This is a genomic window from Collimonas sp. OK242 (assembly GCF_900107095.1).
In the GTDB taxonomy this organism is placed as follows: Bacteria; Pseudomonadota; Gammaproteobacteria; order Burkholderiales; family Burkholderiaceae_D; genus Collimonas.
Map to the genome: position 1 here is coordinate 279,640 of NZ_FNOR01000004.1, position 17,220 is coordinate 296,859.

The 17,220-nt window shown below is 57.4% G+C and carries 15 protein-coding genes, 1 rRNA gene and 1 riboswitch; of the genes, 5 read left to right on the forward strand and 11 right to left on the reverse strand.

Annotation, left to right across the window (positions count from 1 at the left end):
* Positions 1 to 23 precede the first annotated feature (23 nt).
* The gene (locus BLV81_RS05915; protein WP_092353366.1) at positions 24 to 821 is read left to right on the forward strand and encodes a BPSS1780 family membrane protein; all 798 of its coding nucleotides are present in this window, start codon (positions 24 to 26) and stop codon (positions 819 to 821) included.
* 29 nt (positions 822 to 850) lie between these two features.
* Here the strand turns inward: BLV81_RS05915 and BLV81_RS05920 are convergent, their stop codons facing one another.
* On the reverse strand, positions 851 to 3,130 hold the full coding sequence (locus BLV81_RS05920) for a UvrD-helicase domain-containing protein (RefSeq protein WP_092353368.1): 2,280 nt from the start codon (positions 3,128 to 3,130) through the stop codon (positions 851 to 853).
* Positions 3,131 to 3,329: 199 nt separating this feature from the next.
* On the opposite strand from BLV81_RS05920, the gene BLV81_RS05925 reads away from it, so the two are divergent.
* Positions 3,330 to 4,562 carry an MFS transporter gene (locus tag BLV81_RS05925; protein ID WP_255364989.1) on the forward strand — a complete coding sequence of 411 codons (1,233 nt, stop codon included), beginning with the start codon at positions 3,330 to 3,332 and terminating at the stop codon, positions 4,560 to 4,562.
* A gap of 132 nt (positions 4,563 to 4,694) precedes the next feature.
* Positions 4,695 to 5,183, forward strand: a complete 489-nt coding sequence (locus BLV81_RS05930; protein ID WP_092353370.1) for a Dps family protein — start codon at positions 4,695 to 4,697, stop codon at positions 5,181 to 5,183.
* Between the two features lie 60 nt (positions 5,184 to 5,243).
* Here the strand turns inward: BLV81_RS05930 and thiE are convergent, their stop codons facing one another.
* From thiE to thiC, 5 genes are read right to left on the reverse strand one after another with little or no spacing between them, the layout of a single operon-like run.
* Complete coding sequence (thiE, locus tag BLV81_RS05935; protein ID WP_092353372.1) at positions 5,244 to 5,858, reverse strand: thiamine phosphate synthase; 615 nt, start codon at positions 5,856 to 5,858, stop codon at positions 5,244 to 5,246.
* Positions 5,859 to 5,862: 4 nt separating this feature from the next.
* Positions 5,863 to 6,681 carry a bifunctional hydroxymethylpyrimidine kinase/phosphomethylpyrimidine kinase gene (locus tag BLV81_RS05940; RefSeq protein ID WP_092353434.1) on the reverse strand — a complete coding sequence of 273 codons (819 nt, stop codon included), beginning with the start codon at positions 6,679 to 6,681 and terminating at the stop codon, positions 5,863 to 5,865.
* A gap of 14 nt (positions 6,682 to 6,695) precedes the next feature.
* Positions 6,696 to 7,508 (reverse strand): thiazole synthase, encoded by an 813-nt coding sequence (locus tag BLV81_RS05945; RefSeq protein WP_092353374.1) that lies wholly within the window; start codon positions 7,506 to 7,508, stop codon positions 6,696 to 6,698.
* Positions 7,509 to 7,562: 54 nt separating this feature from the next.
* Positions 7,563 to 7,763 (reverse strand): sulfur carrier protein ThiS, encoded by a 201-nt coding sequence (thiS, locus tag BLV81_RS05950; protein WP_092353376.1) that lies wholly within the window; start codon positions 7,761 to 7,763, stop codon positions 7,563 to 7,565.
* 8 nt (positions 7,764 to 7,771) lie between these two features.
* The gene (thiC, locus tag BLV81_RS05955) at positions 7,772 to 9,685 is read right to left on the reverse strand and encodes a phosphomethylpyrimidine synthase ThiC (protein ID WP_092353378.1); all 1,914 of its coding nucleotides are present in this window, start codon (positions 9,683 to 9,685) and stop codon (positions 7,772 to 7,774) included.
* Positions 9,686 to 9,794: 109 nt separating this feature from the next.
* Positions 9,795 to 9,902: riboswitch (TPP riboswitch) on the reverse strand.
* A gap of 248 nt (positions 9,903 to 10,150) precedes the next feature.
* Here thiC and BLV81_RS05960 point away from each other — a divergent pair.
* Together BLV81_RS05960 and BLV81_RS05965 are read left to right on the forward strand one after the other, a co-directional pair.
* The gene (locus BLV81_RS05960; protein WP_092353380.1) at positions 10,151 to 12,985 is read left to right on the forward strand and encodes a valine--tRNA ligase; all 2,835 of its coding nucleotides are present in this window, start codon (positions 10,151 to 10,153) and stop codon (positions 12,983 to 12,985) included.
* Between the two features lie 68 nt (positions 12,986 to 13,053).
* Positions 13,054 to 13,518: a DUF2147 domain-containing protein gene (locus BLV81_RS05965; protein WP_369823815.1), complete on the forward strand. Its 465-nt coding sequence runs from the start codon at positions 13,054 to 13,056 to the stop codon at positions 13,516 to 13,518.
* Positions 13,519 to 13,618: 100 nt separating this feature from the next.
* Here BLV81_RS05965 and BLV81_RS05970 read toward each other — a convergent pair whose 3' ends face one another.
* From BLV81_RS05970 to rrf, 5 genes are all read right to left on the reverse strand, one after another.
* The gene (locus BLV81_RS05970; protein ID WP_092353382.1) at positions 13,619 to 14,461 is read right to left on the reverse strand and encodes a 2-keto-4-pentenoate hydratase; all 843 of its coding nucleotides are present in this window, start codon (positions 14,459 to 14,461) and stop codon (positions 13,619 to 13,621) included.
* A gap of 140 nt (positions 14,462 to 14,601) precedes the next feature.
* Positions 14,602 to 15,054: a YaiI/YqxD family protein gene (locus tag BLV81_RS05975; protein WP_092353438.1), complete on the reverse strand. Its 453-nt coding sequence runs from the start codon at positions 15,052 to 15,054 to the stop codon at positions 14,602 to 14,604.
* A 55-nt stretch (positions 15,055 to 15,109) separates the two neighbouring features.
* On the reverse strand, positions 15,110 to 16,168 hold the full coding sequence (gene ruvB / locus BLV81_RS05980; RefSeq protein WP_092353384.1) for a Holliday junction branch migration DNA helicase RuvB: 1,059 nt from the start codon (positions 16,166 to 16,168) through the stop codon (positions 15,110 to 15,112).
* A gap of 116 nt (positions 16,169 to 16,284) precedes the next feature.
* Positions 16,285 to 16,863 (reverse strand): Holliday junction branch migration protein RuvA, encoded by a 579-nt coding sequence (gene ruvA / locus BLV81_RS05985; protein ID WP_092353386.1) that lies wholly within the window; start codon positions 16,861 to 16,863, stop codon positions 16,285 to 16,287.
* A gap of 167 nt (positions 16,864 to 17,030) precedes the next feature.
* A 5S ribosomal RNA gene (rrf, locus tag BLV81_RS05990) occupies positions 17,031 to 17,143 on the reverse strand.
* Positions 17,144 to 17,220: the final 77 nt, after the last annotated feature.

Below are 17,220 nucleotides of genomic sequence, written 5' to 3' on the forward strand. Positions count from 1 at the left end.
AAGCGAAATTCTTGATTGAAATAATGGAAAAATTGCCTGCAAAAACCGGATGGATATGGATAAAGGAAGGGTTTGCGCTGTTCCGCAAACAACCGGCCGAAATCTCCACGCTATTCCTGGCTTATATGTTCTTGATGCTGGCGCTGAATATCGTCCCGCTATTAGGGCAGGTGCTACCGCTGGTTCTGGTCCCGGTATTTGCCATGTCCTTCATGCAGGCTTGCGTGAATATTGAACAAGGCAAACGCGTCTATCCCAATCTGTTGCTGATCGGCTTTCGCTCGCCGGCCTTGAAGAACCTGCTGACATTGGGCGCCCTCTACCTGGTGGCGGCGGTCATTGCACTTGCCGCCTCGACCCTGATTGACGGCGGCGTGTTCTGGGCCGCGATAACCGGCCAGACCGCGCTCGACGCCAAAGAGATTCAACAGTCCAACATGTCGCTGGCGATGCTGTTTTCTGCCGCGGTCTACGTCCCGGCGGCAATGGCATTCTGGTATGCGGCGCCGCTCATCATGTGGCAAAAAATGGGGGTATCGAAAGCCATTTTCTACAGCTTCTTCGCGGTATCGCGCGAGATGAAAGCCTTTACCGTCTATGGCTTGGCGTGGGCCGCCATCGGCGTTGTGCTGCCGGCGATCATCAGCGTATTGATTGCGGTGCTGGTCGGCAATCAGGCTGTCACGCTCATGATCCTGTTGCCGCTATCGATTGCGCTGACAGTGGTGATGTATTGCTCTTTCTACCCGACGTACACCCACATCTTCGGCAAGCCGGAGGCCGATTCACCGCCGTCGCAGGAAGCTCCTGCGCAAGAGTAGGCGCAGGGTGGGCATAGCTGCCCACCTTCCTACGCGATCTTTTCCAGCTTCGCCACGCTCAGATCCAGCAACTTCATGCCGTGCTTGCCGAAATTGATATGGGCACGGGCGTTGCCGCCGCTGCCTTCGATATTGACGATCACGCCTTCACCGAATTTCAGGTGCTCCACATTTTCGCCTATGCGCCAGCCGATATCGCGCTTGCCGAAATTCTTGGCGATGCTGTTGGCCGCCTTCTCCGGCGCCTCGTCCCAAGCCGATTTCGAATGCGCGAACCAGCTATGCTGCTGCACTTTCGGCGACAGCCATTTCAAGGCGTCTTCCGGCAACTCGTCAAAAAAGCGTGAACGCATGTTGTAACGGGTCTGGCCATGCAGCATCCGGGTTTGCGAAAAACTCATGTAAAGACGCTTCTTGGCGCGCGTGATGGCGACGTACATCAGGCGCCGCTCTTCTTCTACGCCGGCATCTTCTTTCTGCGAATTCTCGTGCGGGAACAAGCCCTCTTCCAGACCGGTGATGAACACCGCGTCGAACTCCAGGCCTTTGGCTGAGTGCACTGTCATCAGTTGCAAGGCGTCCTCGCCGGCCTGGGCCTGATTGTTTCCAGCCTCCAGCGAAGCATGCGAGAGGAAGGCCGACAACGGCGACATCACCGCCGCCAGCGGCGCATCGGCATCGAAAATTTCAATGCCGTCGGCCGTCGTGATCGCGGCGCCTGCCACCGCTTGCGCCTTGGGTCCGAGCAAAGCCGGCGCATCGGCGCCAAATCCTTCCTCCGAGACAAACAAGGCGGCAGCATTGACTAGCTGCTCCAGATTCTCGATACGGTCTGCGCCTTCCCTTTCGTTACGGTAGTGCTGCATCAAGCCGCTCATGTCGAGCACGATCTGCACCATTTCCGGCAGCGGCAGATGCTGGGTTTCAAAGCGCCCGCCTTCGACCAGTTTCAGGAAGGAGCCCAAGGTGGCGCCGGCCTTGCCGGCCACGTACGGCACCGCTGCGTAGAGGGAAATGCCGTATTGTTTGGCGGCATCCTGCAGTTGTTCCAGGGAGCGCGCGCCTATCCCGCGTGCGGGGAAATTCACCACGCGCAAGAACGCCGAATCGTTGTGCGGATTATCCATCAGCTGCAAATAGGCGACCGCATGCTTGACTTCCGCACGTTCGAAATAACGCTGGCCGCCGTAGACGCGATAAGGAATGCCGGACGCCACCAACGCATGTTCAATCACCCGCGACTGCGCATTGGAGCGGTACAGCACGGCGATTTCGCTGCGTGTGGCGCCTTCATTGATCAGGCTCTTGGTTTCTTCGATAATCCACTGCGCTTCCTGCAAATCGCTGGTAGCTTCGTAGATTCTGACCTGTTCGCCATGACCGGCATCGGTGCGCAAATTCTTGCCGAGACGTTTGGTATTGTTGGCAATGAGGGTATTGGCGCTATCCAGGATATGGCCGTGCGAACGATAATTCTGCTCCAGCTTGATCACGTTTTCGACCCGGAATTCGCGCTCGAACGCGGCCATGTTGCCGACATTCGCGCCGCGGAAGGCGTAGATGCTCTGGTCGTCATCGCCGACAGCAAACACCGCGCCACGCTGGCCGGCCATCAGCTTGAGCCATTTGTATTGCAGATCGTTGGTATCCTGGAACTCGTCCACCAGGATGTGCTGGAACCGCGACTGATAGTGTTCACGCAAGGGTTGGTTGCGGCTCAGCAGTTCATAGGTGCGCAACAACAGCTCGGCAAAATCGACCACGCCCTCGCGCTGGCATTGCTGGTCGTACAAATCGTACAGTTCGACGAACTTGCGGTTGTAATCGTCGTTAGCTTCGACTTCGTTGGCGCGCAAACCTTGGTCCTTGGCGCCGTTGATGAAGTACATCAGATTGCGCGGCGGATATTTTTCATCATCGACATTCATCGCTTTCAGCAGGCGCTTGATCGCCGATAACTGGTCCTGCGAATCCAGGATCTGGAAAGTCTGCGGCAATCCGGCATCGCGATAGTGGGCGCGCAGCAGTCGATTGCACAAGCCGTGGAAAGTGCCGATCCACATACCGCGCGTGTTGATCGGCAACATCGCCGACAAGCGCGTCATCATTTCTTTCGAGGCTTTATTGGTAAACGTCACCGCCAGCACGCCGGCCGGCGATACCTGGCCGGTCTGGATCAGCCAGGCGATGCGGGTAGTCAGCACGCGCGTCTTGCCGGAGCCGGCGCCGGCCAGGATAAGCGCCGATTGCGCAGGCAAGGTAACCGCCGCGAGTTGTTCTGGATTGAGGTTATGAAGAAGATTTTGCATCCCCACATTATAAGCTGCGGGTGCACTTGCCTGACGACCAGATCATGATTGATCTTGGTTTAACCCGGCTGAACTCAGTACAAGCTTATGGCCGGAATGGCCGACGCCAGCAATCTCCGGGCTAGAAGCGTAAAATACCGCATTGCATCATTGTCCACACCTTCGCAACAATCAACCCCCACCTACCAAGTCGTCCATCATGTCAGAAGAAGTTCGTCTCGACCGCGCCGTCCAGCCGCCATCCGAGGCCGTCGAGATCACCGCAAGCGCCGAAACTGCAGTTACTTTCCATATTGTCTCCACTGCATTTTTTACTTTCATTTGCTATCTGGCCATCGGCATTCCGCTGGCAGTACTGCCCGGCTATGTCCACACCGACCTCGGCTACAGCTCGGTGCTGGCCGGCCTGGCGATCAGCATGCAATACCTGGCGACTTTGCTGAGCCGCCCGCTGGCTGGCCGCATGGCCGATTCGGTCGGCCCCAAAACCGCCGTATTACGCGGTTTGATCGCTTGCAGCATCAGCGGCGCCTTCCTGCTGGCCGCCGCAATGTTTACGCACATACCGGCGCTTAGCCTGGCTCTCCTGCTGACCGGCCGCCTGGTGCTTGGCTGCGGCGAGAGCATGGTGGGCACCGGTGCGATTACCTGGGGCATAGGCCGGGTTGGCGCCCGGCACACGGCGCGCATGATTTCCTGGAACGGCATCGCCACCTATGGCGCGCTGGCGATAGGCGCGCCGCTGGGTGTCGTGATCGCTCATCACTGGGGCCTGGCGGCAGTGGGCATTACAGTAACGGTATTGTCGCTAGGCGGCTTCTTCCTGGCGCGCCTGAAAGCCGCGACAGCCGTGGTGCGCGGCGAGCACTTGCCGTTTCAACACGTATTGCGCAAAGTATTTCCACACGGCATGGGCCTTGCATTGGGCTCGGTCGGTTTCGGTTCCATCGCCACTTTCATCACCTTGTTTTATGCCAGCCACCAGTGGCCGAATGCGGCATTTGCACTGACCATGTTCGGCACCTCTTTTGTCGGCGCGCGCCTGCTGTTTGCCCACACCATCTCGCGCTTTGGCGGCTTCCGGGTCGCGATCATCTGTTTTTCGGTGGAAGCGCTCGGCCTGCTATTGCTGTGGCAAGCCGGTTCGCCGTCGCTGGCGCTGGTTGGCGCGGCGCTCACCGGCTTCGGTTTTGCCTTGATCTTCCCTGCGCTCGGGGTGGAAGCGGTGAACCTGGTGCCGGCCAATAACCGCGGCAGCGCCTTGGGCGCCTACTCGGTGTTCCTCGATCTGGCCCTGGGCGTCACCGGTCCGCTGGCGGGATTGATCGTGAGCGAGTTCGGCTATGCCGAGGTATTCCTGTTTGCCGCACTCGCGTCGCTGGCGGCGGTGGCGTTGACAGTCAGCATGTATCGCCGCTCGCAGCTGGTGTAGTGCGCCAGGAACTGTGCCACAAACGCATATTGCTGCGATGCTCAAACACATGCATTCCTTTGCCTCTGGCAAATTGACATAGAATTGAACTGCAAGTCTTCAACCATCACTGTTAGAAGAAGGAGTAACGCAATGGTAAAGAAAAACGTGGCAGTCATCGATATCGGCATCAGCGACAAGGACCGCAAGAAGATCGCCGACGGACTCAGCAAGCTGCTGGCCGATACCTACACCCTGTATCTGAAAACCCATAATTTCCACTGGAACGTGACCGGGCCGATGTTCAATACATTGCACCTGATGTTCGAAACCCAGTACAACGAACTCTGGCTGGCGGTGGATTTGATTGCGGAACGGATACGCGCGCTCGGCTATCCCGCGCCGGCTACCTACAAGGCCTTTGCCAAGCTGACTTCGATTTCGGAGGAAGAAGGCGTACCGACCGCGACTGCCATGATCCAGCAACTGGTGCAGGGACAGGAATCGGTGACCCGCACCGCGCGTTCGATTTTCCCGGTGGTAGATGCTGCAGCGGATGAACCGACTGCAGACTTGCTGACGCAGCGCATGCAGCTGCATGAAAAAAATGCCTGGATGCTGCGTAGTTTGCTGGAAACCTGACTGGCTCCAAAAAACGATTGGTCGCGGTTACGACCAGCTTGTGACCGCGATCCTGAGCGACTATCTGTTTTCAAACAAGGCAACGAAGCTGCGCGCTGCGGCGGTCGGATCGTCAGCCAGGTAAACACTGCTGATGGCGGCCACCATATCAGCGCCGGCGGCAATCAAAGGCGCCGCATTCTCTTGCGTCATGCCGCCGATGACCACGTTCGGCACAGCGATTTCCGCCTTGGCCCGCGTGACGATATCGGGCGACGTGGTTACCGGATATTTCTTGACCCGCGATGGATAGAATCCGCCGAACGCCACATAGCTGGCGCCGGCACGATACGCGGCATGCGCCAGTTCCAGGTCGCCATAGCAGGAAGCGCCGACGATCTTGTCTGCGCCAAGCATAGCCCGCACCTCCGCCACGCTGGCATCGGTGCCGCCGACATGAATGCCATCCGCATCCAGCGCCAGGCACAGGTCGACATAATCGTTGATGATGAACGGCCGCTGGTAACGACGGCACAGGCTCAGCAACGCTGCTGCCTGTTGCTGCCGCAAGGCTGCGTCGGCGGTTTTGTGGCGATACTGCAGCAGCGCCGCCCCGCCTTGCAAGGCTTGCTCGGTTACGCGCAGCAGCTGCTCGGTGTCATCCCAATCGGGTGTGACGATGTATAGGCCCTTCATCGCTTTATCCTCGTAATTTTAGAAATGGCAGAGTCCGGCTCGGCATGCGCTGGCCGGCAGCAATCGCATAGGATGCGGCCAAAGTCTGCTGGCAATATATTTGCGCGGCATCGATCGCCTGTTCGATATCCCGGCCTTGCGCCAGCAGCGCTGCAAGTGCCGCCGCCAGCGTGCAGCCGCTGCCATGAAACTCGCCCGGCAAGCGCGGCCAGCTCCAGTTGCGCTGCTGCGTCCTGCTGATCCAGCGATTCAGCACTTCATGCCGTTCCGGACCATGGCCGCCCTTCAGCAGCACATGTCGGCAACCACGCTCAAGCAGCATCGCCGCTTGTCGCTCCGGACTTGCCTGGGCGCCGCACAGGCGATCAGCTTCGACCCGGTTCGGCGTAATCACCGTGGCAAGTTGAAACAGGGGTTCGAGCGCCACTATCGGATCTTCACTAGCCAGACTGTCGCCATGGCCAGTCGCCAGCACCGGATCAAACACCACCGGCAAATCCGGTTGCCGTGAACGCAGGTCGCGGATGATTGCGGCAATCGCTTCAGCATTGGCGCGATTGCCGACGATGCCCAGCTTGAGCGCGGAAATATCGATACGGTCGACCAGCACCTGCGCCTGCTGCCGCACCAGATCCGCAGCGACCGGGAAGACGCCGAACACCCGCTCGTTGTCCTGTACCGTCAGCACTGTCACTACCGACAGCGGATGCGCACCGAGCGCTGCAATCGCGGTGATGTCGGCTTGCATGCCGGCGCCGCCGCTCGGGTCCGAACCGGAAAACACCAGCACGCAGGCCGGCGCTGCTGCACCGGCCGTGTCGATGTTTACCGAACTGCTCACTTGACTCGTCCCGCCATGGGAGACGATGGCGAAGCCGCAAAGCGCTTCGGAATCCGGCCGGCGAGAAAGGCTTCGCGTCCGGCTTCGATCGCCAGCCGCATCGCCCGGGCCATGCGGATCGGATCCTGTGCGCCGGCAATCGCGGTATTCATCAATACACCGTCGCAGCCCAGCTCCATCGCAATCGCCGCATCGGACGCGGTACCGACGCCGGCATCGACCAGCACCGGCACTTTGGCCTGTTCGATGATCAGCGACAGATTCCATGGATTCAAAATGCCCATGCCGGAACCGATCAGCGACGCCAGCGGCATCACCGCCACGCAGCCGATCTCTTCCAGTATGCGCGCCTGGATCGGATCGTCGCTGCAGTACACCATGACGTCGAAACCATCCTTGACCAAGGCCTCCGCCGCTTTCAATGTCTCCGGCATATTGGGAAACAGCGTACGCTCATCGCCCAGTACTTCCAGCTTGGCCAGCTTGTGCCCGTTCAGCAATTCACGCCCGAGTTGCAGCGTATAAACCGCGTCGGCCGCGGTATAGCAGCCCGCCGTGTTGGGCAGTATGGTGTAACGCGATGGCGGCACCACGTCCAGCAAATTGGGCGCCTTCGGGTCCTGGCCGATGTTGACGCGCCGGATCGCCACCGTGATGATCTCGGCGCCGCTGGCTTCGGTGGCGGCGCGCGTTTGCTCCAGGTCACGATACTTGCCGCTGCCTACCAGCAGCCGCGAGCTGTATGTTTTGCCGGCGATAGTGAGGCCGGTATCCGGTTGCCCCGTCTCAGGGCTTGAGTTCAGATTCATGACAAATCCTTTAAAAGATTTTGTAGGGTGGGCACACTTGCCCACGCTACGATTTCAGCCACCGCCGATTGCACGCACCACATCGACCTTGTCCTCTGGCTGCAAAATGCGTTGCGGCCACAAGCTGGCCGGCACCACCTGCCGGTTGACCGCCACCGCAACAGCTTTCCCGGCCAGTTCCAGCGCCACGATCAGCTGTTGCAGGTTCGCGCCGTCGGCCAGCGGATGCGGCGCGCCATTGAGCACGATTTCCATCAGCGGCCTCACTGCTTGCTGTAGATTTCCGCGCCGTTCTTGACGAACTCGATGGCCTTCACTTCCATCCCCTGCTTGATCGCGGCGATTTCGGAAATGCCTTGCGCGGCGGCGTATTCGCGCACTTCCTGCGTGATCTTCATGGAACAGAAATGCGGGCCGCACATGGAGCAGAAATGCGCCACCTTGGCGGAGTCCTTGGGCAATGTTTCGTCATGGAATTCACGCGCCTTGTCCGGATCGAGGCCGATATTGAACTGGTCTTCCCAACGGAATTCGAAGCGTGCTTTGGACAAGGCGTTGTCGCGAATCTGCGCGCCCGGATGGCCTTTGGCCAGATCGGCTGCATGCGCTGCGATCTTGTAGGTAATGATGCCGTCCTTGACGTCGACCTTGTTCGGCAAGCCGAGATGTTCCTTCGGCGTGACGTAGCACAGCATTGCCGTACCGTACCAGCCGATAGTGGCGGCGCCGATGCCGGACGTGATGTGGTCGTAGCCCGGTGCGATGTCGGTAGTCAATGGTCCGAGCGTGTAGAACGGCGCTTCGTGGCATTGTTCCAGCTGCAGGTCCATGTTTTCCTTGATCAGGTGCATCGGCACATGGCCCGGACCTTCGATCATCACTTGCACATCGTGCTTCCAGGCGATCTGTGTCAGTTCGCCCAGGGTCTTCAGCTCACCCAATTGCGCTTCATCGTTGGCGTCATAGATCGAACCCGGACGCAAGCCATCGCCGAGACTGAAGCTGACGTCATAGGCTTTCATGATTTCGCAGATGTCTTCGAAGTGGTCGTACAAGAACGATTCGCGATGATGCGCCAAGCACCATTTGGCCATGATGGAACCGCCGCGGCTGACGATGCCGGTCAGGCGCTTGGCGGTCATCGGCACGTATTGCAGGCGTACGCCGGCATGGATGGTGAAATAATCGACGCCCTGCTCGGCTTGTTCGATCAGCGTGTCGCGGAAAATTTCCCAGGTCAGGTCTTCGGCTTTGCCGTTGACCTTTTCCAGCGCCTGGTAAATCGGTACGGTACCGATCGGCACTGGCGAATTGCGGATGATCCATTCGCGTGTTTCGTGAATGTGCTTGCCGGTCGACAGGTCCATGACGTTGTCGCCGCCCCAGCGGATCGCCCAGGTCATCTTTTCGACTTCTTCGCCGATCGAGGATGTCACTGCGGAGTTGCCGATGTTGGCGTTGATCTTGACCAGGAAATTACGGCCGATGATCATCGGTTCGATTTCCGGGTGATTGATGTTGGCCGGGATGATCGCACGGCCGCGGGCGATTTCGTCGCGCACGAATTCCGGCGTGATTTCTGCCGGCAGCGAGGCGCCGAATGATTGGCCGGGATGCTGGCGGCCCATCAGGTCGGCCAGCTTGTTGCCCATCGGCCCGGAAGCTTTCAGCTCTTCCAGGTATTCCTTGCGGCGCATGTTTTCGCGGATCGCGACGAATTCCATTTCCGGCGTGACGATGCCTTGGCGCGCATAGTGCATCTGTGAGACATTAGTGCCGGTTTTGGCGCGGCGCGGCTTGCGGTGCAGGTTGAAGCGCAATTCCGCCAGCTTCGGATCGTTCAGGCGTTCGATGCCGTATTGCGAACTAGGGCCTGGCAATTCTTCGGTATCGTCGCGTTCCATGATCCATGGCAGGCGCGGAGTCGCCAGGCCGGAACGGATATCGATCTTGACATCAGGATCGCTGTACGGTCCCGAGGTGTCATAGACATAGATCGGCGGATTCTTTTCGGCGCCGAACGAGGCCGGCGTATCCGACTGGCTGACCTGGCGCATTGGTACGCGGATGTCGGGACGCGAGCCGGTGATATAGATCTTGCGCGAATTCGGCAGAGGATGGATTGCAGCTTCATCCACCGTAGCAGTGGCGGACAGGAATTTTGGGTTGGCGTTCACTATGGCTCCTTTGCATTTATTTCATTTGGCTTGGAGCCAGCAAAGGAGTTTTCGAGTCTGGCGGCGCGGATTCACGAAACAGCACGGTGGAATCTTGTGAATCGGCCGACAATATGCTCGACAGCTTCCCTTCGCTGGCATTACCCAGATCAGGTTCGAGGGTATTTCTCACCCGATTGCATTGGTATTTCAGCAATCAGGACCCCTAGCGTTGTGCTGTCCCGACATGCAAAGCTCGAGGCAGCGAAAAGGATTTTACACCCGCAATCGGCTTGCGGTATATCGAAAATGCGGACTTCCTTATCTCAGGTCAAGTATAGAAGTCCCATTCGTGGCAAATCCGTCTACACGATTTGTCTTTACGTCAAAAAACACGGTGTCCTGACCAGCAATGTTAGGAGCCGGTCGGCTGCGTACTTTATAATCATCGTTTTAGATCGTTTTAGCAAAGAACCCCAATAAATCATGGAATTAGCCAAGTCTTTCGACCCTGCCGAGATTGAACAATTCTGGCGTACGGAATGGGAAAAGCGCGGGTATTACACCGCCACCACCGACGCCGACAAGCCGTCCTTCAGTATTCAGTTGCCGCCGCCCAACGTGACCGGCACGCTACACATGGGCCACGCCTTCAATCAAACCATCATGGATGGCTTGACCCGTTATCACCGCATGCGCGGCTTTAACACGGCCTGGATTCCTGGCACCGATCACGCCGGCATCGCCACGCAAATTGTGGTCGAACGGCAACTTGATGCACAAAAAATCTCGCGCCACGATCTGGGCCGCGAAAAATTCGTCGAAAAAGTCTGGGAATGGAAAGAACAGTCGGGCTCGACCATCACCGGCCAGATGCGCCGCTTGGGTGCTTCGACCGACTGGAGCCGTGAATACTTCACGATGGACGACAAACTGTCCGGCACCGTGGTGGAAGTTTTTGTACGGCTGTTCGAACAAGGCCTGATCTATCGCGGCAAGCGGCTGGTGAACTGGGATCCGGTGCTGGGTACCGCAATCTCGGAACTGGAAGTGGCGTCGGAGGAAGAAGACGGTTCGATGTGGCATATCCGTTATCCGTTCGCCGACGGCAGCGGTCATCTGACGGTCGCCACCACGCGCCCGGAAACCATGCTGGGCGACGTTGCCGTTGCAGTCGATCCGACTGACGAACGTTATATCCACCTGGTCGGCAAGATGCTCAAGCTGCCTCTGACCGATCGCGAAATCCCGGTCATCGCCGACAGCTATGTCGACAAGGAATTCGGTACTGGCTGCGTGAAGATTACGCCTGCCCATGATTTCAACGACTACGCAGTTGGCCAGCGCCATCAGCTGCCGCAGATTACGATCCTGACGCTGGACGCCAAGATCAATGAAAACGGCCCGGCCCGGTATCAGGGCATGGACCGCTTCGTGGCGCGCAAGCAGATCGTCGCCGACCTGGACGCGCAAGGTTTGCTGGAATCGGTCAAGCCGCACAAGCTGGTAGTGCCGCGCGGCGACCGTACCGGCGTGGTGATCGAACCGATGCTGACCGATCAATGGTTTGTCGCCATGAGCAAGCCGGCGCCGGAAGGCACGCACTTCCCTGGCAAATCGATTGCCGAGGTGGCGCTGGAAAAAGTCGCTAACGGCGAAATCCAGATGATCCCGGAAAACTGGAGCAATACGTACAACCAGTGGCTCAACAATATCCAGGACTGGTGCATTTCACGCCAACTGTGGTGGGGCCATCAGATCCCGGCCTGGTATGGCGACGACGGCAAGATCTATGTCGCCCGCGATGAAGCCGCAGCCCGTGCGCAAGCCGCAGCTGCCGGCTATACCGGCGCACTCAAGCGTGACGACGATGTGCTCGACACCTGGTTCTCGTCGGCGCTGGTGCCGTTCTCGACCCTGGGCTGGCCCGAAGAAACGCCCGACTACAAGATGTTCCTGCCATCGTCGGTGCTGGTCACCGGGTTTGACATCATCTTCTTCTGGGTCGCGCGGATGGTCATGATGACCACCCACTTTACCGGCAAGGTGCCGTTCAAGACCGTCTACGTGCACGGCCTGGTACGCGATGGCAATGGCCAGAAGATGTCGAAGTCGAAGGGTAATACGCTCGATCCGATTGACCTGATCGATGGCATCGACCTCGAAACGCTGGTGGCGAAACGCACGGTCGGCCTGATGAATCCCAAGCAGGCCGACAGCATTGCCAAGGCGACCCGCAAGGAATTTGCCGATGGCATTCCCGCCTTTGGCACCGATGCGTTGCGCTTTACCTTTGCCTCGCTGGCGACGCTGGGCCGCAATATCAATTTCGACCTCGGCCGCTGCGACGGCTACCGTAATTTCTGCAACAAGCTGTGGAACGCTACCCGCTTCGTGCTGATGAACACCGAGGGTAAAGACTGCGGTTTCGACGGCCATACGCCGGGTGTCTGCGACAAGGAGAAGCTGCAGTTCTCGCAGGCCGACCGCTGGATCGTGTCGCTCTTGCAGCGTACCGAAGCCGACGTCGCCAAGGGTTTCGCCGACTACCGCTTCGACAATATCGCCTCGGCCATCTACAAGTTTGTCTGGGATGAATATTGCGACTGGTATCTGGAAGTCGCCAAGGTACAGATCCAGCAAGGCAACGAAGCGCAGCAACGCGCTACCCGCCGCACCTTGCTGCGCGTGCTGGAAGTGGTGCTGCGCCTGGCGCATCCGATTATTCCGTTTGTCACTGAAGCTTTGTGGCAAAGCGTAGCGCCGTTGACCGGCCACGTACTCGATGCAGCGGGCGATTCGATCATGCGCCAGCCTTATCCAGAAGCGAATCTGGAAAAGATCGACGAAAGCGCTGAAACCTGGATGACGCAATTGAAGGCGCTGACGGATGCTTGCCGCAATTTGCGCGGCGAGATGCAATTGTCGCCGGCGCTGCGGGTGCCGCTGATCATCGCCGGTTCGGCAGAGCAGCAAAGCACGCTGCTGTCGTTCGCACCGTATCTGCAGGCACTGGCGAAATTATCAGAAGCGCAAGTAGTAGAGACTCTACCCGAATCGCCGGCACCGGTATCGATTGTCGGTGATGCTAAGCTGCTGCTCAAAGTAGAAATTGATGTAGCAGCTGAACGCGAACGGCTGGGCAAGGAAATCACCCGTATCGAGGGTGAAATAGTCAAAGCCCAGGCCAAGTTGGGCAATGAGAGCTTTGTGGCAAGAGCACCGGCACAGGTGGTTGCCCAGGAGCAGGAGCGTCTGGCTAATTTTTCGGGCACCCTTGAGAAATTGCGCGAACAGTTTGCAAAATTAAAAGTATCTTGATTCCTTAATAACAATGTTGCACCAGCCCGCAGTAATGTAGCTGGTGCGGCAAAAACAGGAGACAAAGCATGAATAAACTTTTTTTAGTGCGACTTTTGATGACGGCAATCGCCAGCAGCGCCTTGCTGGCCGGCGGCGCTTTTGCTCAGAGCACCAGTTCAGCGGTCGGGCTGTGGAAAAACATCGATGACCATACTGGCAAGCCTAAGGCTTTGATTCGTATTACCGAAGCCAATGGCGAACTGCGCGGCAAAATCGAGAAACTGTTGCGCGATCCCAGCCAGGATCAAAATCCGAAATGCGTCAAATGCGCAGGCGAGCTGAAAGACCAGCCTATCTTGGGCATGACCATCATCAACGGCATGAAAAAAGACGGTAACGAATACAATGGCGGCACCATTCTTGATCCGGATAACGGCAAGATCTACAAAAGCAAAATGGCGCTGGCCGATGATGGCAAGAAATTGAATGTGCGCGGTTATATCGGCGTGCCATTGCTGGGCCGTACCCAGACCTGGATACGCGAAGAATAATTCGTTTGCCTGGAAAGCAGCAGTTTCACAAAAAAATGCCGTTCAAGCTGTCAGCTGAACGGCATTTTTCTTGCTGACGCTAACAGATAGCGTGAACAGCTTAAACGAACGATACGGTTAGGCCCGGTAACGCAATCCCTGAAAAAGCCGTGACCCAGGTCTGCCCGGCCTGCACCGGATAGGCATCGGTCCAGGTACCTGTCGTGACAATCTCGCCGGCTTGCAAAGGCGCGAACTGCTGTTGTGCATTCAGCAGCTGGTGCAAATGCCACAAAGCGTGTACCGGGCTATCCAGCACATCGCTGCCGAAACCGGCGCCGCACAAGGTAACCGAGTCTTCGGTACAGCACGATAACGAGACGCTGGCATTGGCCAGCATGCTGGCAAGGTTGCGCCGGGTCGCGGCCGATAGCACGTGCGGCTCGCCGACAATCAGCGTGCCGTGCAGGCCGAACGCCGCGATGGCATCAACCGCTTCGAATTTCCAGTCCGGGAACGGGCACACGACAATTTCGAAAGCGTGCGCCATCCATTCGATGCATTCGGCGATTTCTTCCAGATCCGCATCCGGCGCCGGCGTTTTTCCCAGGCTGAACACCACTTCGGGTTCGATACGCGGCTGCACCGCACCCTCCAGGCTTTGAATCCCGCGGTTATCTTCGGCGTAGCGTACAGTGTTGTCGAAAACATGCGCCCAGATAGGGGCGTTGATAGAAGCGGTGATGCCGTATTTTGGCCAGATGGTGCGATTGCTGAATCCAACCTTGCGGCCGACCGGCGTGGCGCCTTGGCCGATACTTGCATCCAGAATGCGTTTGCTGATGTCGTATCCATCCATCGGCGTCAGGACGTCAGTCGCCGACAACAGCGGCATCAATTTGGCACACGCTCGCGCATCCAGAAGCTGGTTGGCGTAACGGTTAGCTTTGGTAGACATGAGCATGGTTGGCTTGCACACTATTAGTGAAGGCTATCGTATTGTCCGTGACGTTTAATTTTTACACAAGCATAGAAATATTGATATTCCGATACTTATATTGCGGGACGACACTGGGCCCGCGGTCCCTCGTTGATTAGAAACATTCATCGCTTTCGCGATTTTTGTAAAAACTGATCGAGCTGCGATGCGAACAAATGCCGGTCGCTCTGGCTAAATGCTGCCGGACCACCGGTTTCCACGCCGCTACCGCGTAACTCATCCATGAAACTACGCATCGTCAGATGCTGCTGGATGTTGTCTTTGGTATAAAACTCGCCACGCGGATTCAATGCCTTGCCGCCCTTTTCAAGTACATCGGCAGCCAAGGGGATATCAGCGGTGATCACCAGATCACCGGTTTGCAGCAATCGGACAATTTCACGGTCGGCAACATCAAAGCCGGACGGTACCTGGACTGCCTTGATGAAGCGCGACGGTGGCACTCGCAATAATTTATTAGCCACCAGAACTACGACGATTTGTAGTCGATCAGCGACCCGAAACAGAATTTCCTTGACGACGTTCGGACATGCATCGGCATCAACCCAGATTTGTATTGCTACAGGCTGCGGCGGCATCGGCTCAGCGCCGGCGACGGCACTTGCGGGCGGATTAATTTTGCCCCCATAACTCACCGTTCGGCCCGGTACGCGGCGCTGCTACGCCAAAATGCGCATAGGCAAGCGGGGTAGCAATACGGCCGCGCGGCGTGCGCTGCAAATATCCCTGCTGAATCAAATACGGCTCCAGTACGTCTTCGATGGTGTCTCGTTCTTCGCCGATAGCTGCAGCAAGATTGTCCAGGCCGACCGGGCCGCCGCCGAATTTGAACAGCACCGCTTCCAGCAGTTTTCTATCCATGACGTCGAAGCCGACCGGGTCGACATCTAGCATGACCAGCGCCGCATCTGCCATCGCCTTGGTGATTTCACCATTGCCTTTGACCTCGGCATAGTCGCGTACCCGGCGTAACAGCCGGTTGGCGATACGCGGCGTGCCGCGGCTGCGCTTGGCAATTTCAAAGGCGCCATCGTCCACGATCGGCGCTCCCAGCAAGGAAGCACTACGGGTCACGATCTTGCTCAGCTGTTGCGGCGTATAAAATTCGAGGCGGGCGACAATTCCGAAACGGTCGCGCAGCGGGTTGGTCAGCATCCCCGCCCTGGTCGTTGCACCTACCAGCGTGAACGGCTGCAGATCCAGGCGCACCGAGCGCGCTGCCGGGCCTTCGCCGATCATGATGTCGATCTGATAATCTTCCAGGGCCGGGTACAGGATTTCTTCCACCACCGGCGACAAACGATGGATTTCATCGATGAACAACACGTCATTGGCTTCAAGATTGGTCAGCAATGCAGCCAGATCGCCGGCGCGCTCCAGCACCGGCCCTGAAGTCTGGCGCAGATTGACGCCCATTTCGCGCGCAATGATATGTGCCAGCGTTGTCTTGCCCAAGCCAGGAGGACCGAACAGTAAAGTATGATCCAGCGCTTCGCGCCGTTGCCTGGCGGCGGTAATGAATATCTGCAGCTGATCGCGTATTTTTTCCTGCCCGACGTATTCGTCCAGTTGCTTGGGCCGCAAGGCGCGCTCTATCGCCTCTTCGTTCGGCGAAGCAGGCGTGGCAGCGATAATGCGCTGTTCGGTGAAGTCGTCGGTTTGGATACTCATGCTCGGATTGTAGCCAGACTATAGCGATTAGATATAAAAAAAGACAGCCGCCCCACCAATAAAGCAATAATGATCAGCTTTGCGCCGTCGTACTTCAACTTGCTGCTGCAATTTACTTACAGCTTGGACAACGCTTTCAATGCCAATTTGATCCCATCTGACACGGTAGCATCCGGCGGCAACTGTTTGAGCGCCAACATGGCCTCCTTGTCCGAATAGCCAAGCGCAATCAGGGCATTCAAGATATCGCCGCTGACATCGCTGGCATGGTGGCTGCCGACCGGTCCCAGGTCAGCGCCCAACTTGCCTTTCAATTCGAGCAACAGGCGCTCGGCTGTTTTCTTGCCGATACCGGGCACCTTGGTGAGCCGGCCGGCTTCCTGCATGGTGATCGCCTGCGCCAGATCTTGCACCGACATGCCGGACAAGATGGACAGCGCGGTACGAGCGCCAACGCCACTGATCTTGATCAGCTGCTTGAATACATTACGCTCTTCAGCAGTAGCAAAACCATACAAAACATGCGCATCTTCGCGTATCGCCAGATGCGTCAGCAAGGCCACCTTTTCACCCAGCCCCGGCAGATTATAGAAAGTGCTCATCGGCACACCGACTTCATAGCCGACGCCGTTGCAATCAATCAATAGTTGGGGAGGATTTTTTTCGAGCAGAATCCCGGAAAGACGACCTATCATCGCAGTTGGCCTTTATGTGAATCAATGAATCATACAGGACAACTGGTTAAAAACACAGTGGTTTTGCTGCCGTAAAGCTGAAATTACAGGAAATGATGCTATTGGGTGAATCGAATCTCCAAAGCAAAAACCCTCTGAACGTTGGTTCAGAGGGTTTTTTAATAAAAGCCTGACGATGACCTACTTTCACACTGGTTGCAGCACTATCATCGGCGCAAAGTCGTTTCACGGTCCTGTTCGGGATGGGAAGGGGTGGTACCAACTCGCTATGGTCATCAGGCATAACTTGTAACCGTTGTTCGTTCTCCAGGTGGAGCAACGCGCAACGCAATCTAGAAGAAGTAGTTTTTTATACCG

Bases quoted from the DNA above. Each gene is read 5' to 3' on its own strand.
- BLV81_RS05915 (WP_092353366.1), top strand. From the start codon at position 24: ATGGAAAAATTGCCTGCAAAAACCGGATGGATATGGATAAAGGAAGGG.
- BLV81_RS05920 (WP_092353368.1), bottom strand. From the start codon at position 3,130: ATGCAAAATCTTCTTCATAACCTCAATCCAGAACAACTCGCGGCGGTT.
- BLV81_RS05925 (WP_255364989.1), top strand. From the start codon at position 3,330: ATGTCAGAAGAAGTTCGTCTCGACCGCGCCGTCCAGCCGCCATCCGAG.
- BLV81_RS05930 (WP_092353370.1), top strand. From the start codon at position 4,695: ATGGTAAAGAAAAACGTGGCAGTCATCGATATCGGCATCAGCGACAAG.
- thiE (WP_092353372.1), bottom strand. From the start codon at position 5,858: ATGAAGGGCCTATACATCGTCACACCCGATTGGGATGACACCGAGCAG.
- BLV81_RS05945 (WP_092353374.1), bottom strand. From the start codon at position 7,508: ATGAATCTGAACTCAAGCCCTGAGACGGGGCAACCGGATACCGGCCTC.
- thiS (WP_092353376.1), bottom strand. From the start codon at position 7,763: ATGGAAATCGTGCTCAATGGCGCGCCGCATCCGCTGGCCGACGGCGCG.
- BLV81_RS05960 (WP_092353380.1), top strand. From the start codon at position 10,151: ATGGAATTAGCCAAGTCTTTCGACCCTGCCGAGATTGAACAATTCTGG.
- BLV81_RS05965 (WP_369823815.1), top strand. From the start codon at position 13,054: ATGAATAAACTTTTTTTAGTGCGACTTTTGATGACGGCAATCGCCAGC.
- BLV81_RS05970 (WP_092353382.1), bottom strand. From the start codon at position 14,461: ATGCTCATGTCTACCAAAGCTAACCGTTACGCCAACCAGCTTCTGGAT.
- ruvB (WP_092353384.1), bottom strand. From the start codon at position 16,168: ATGAGTATCCAAACCGACGACTTCACCGAACAGCGCATTATCGCTGCC.
- ruvA (WP_092353386.1), bottom strand. From the start codon at position 16,863: ATGATAGGTCGTCTTTCCGGGATTCTGCTCGAAAAAAATCCTCCCCAA.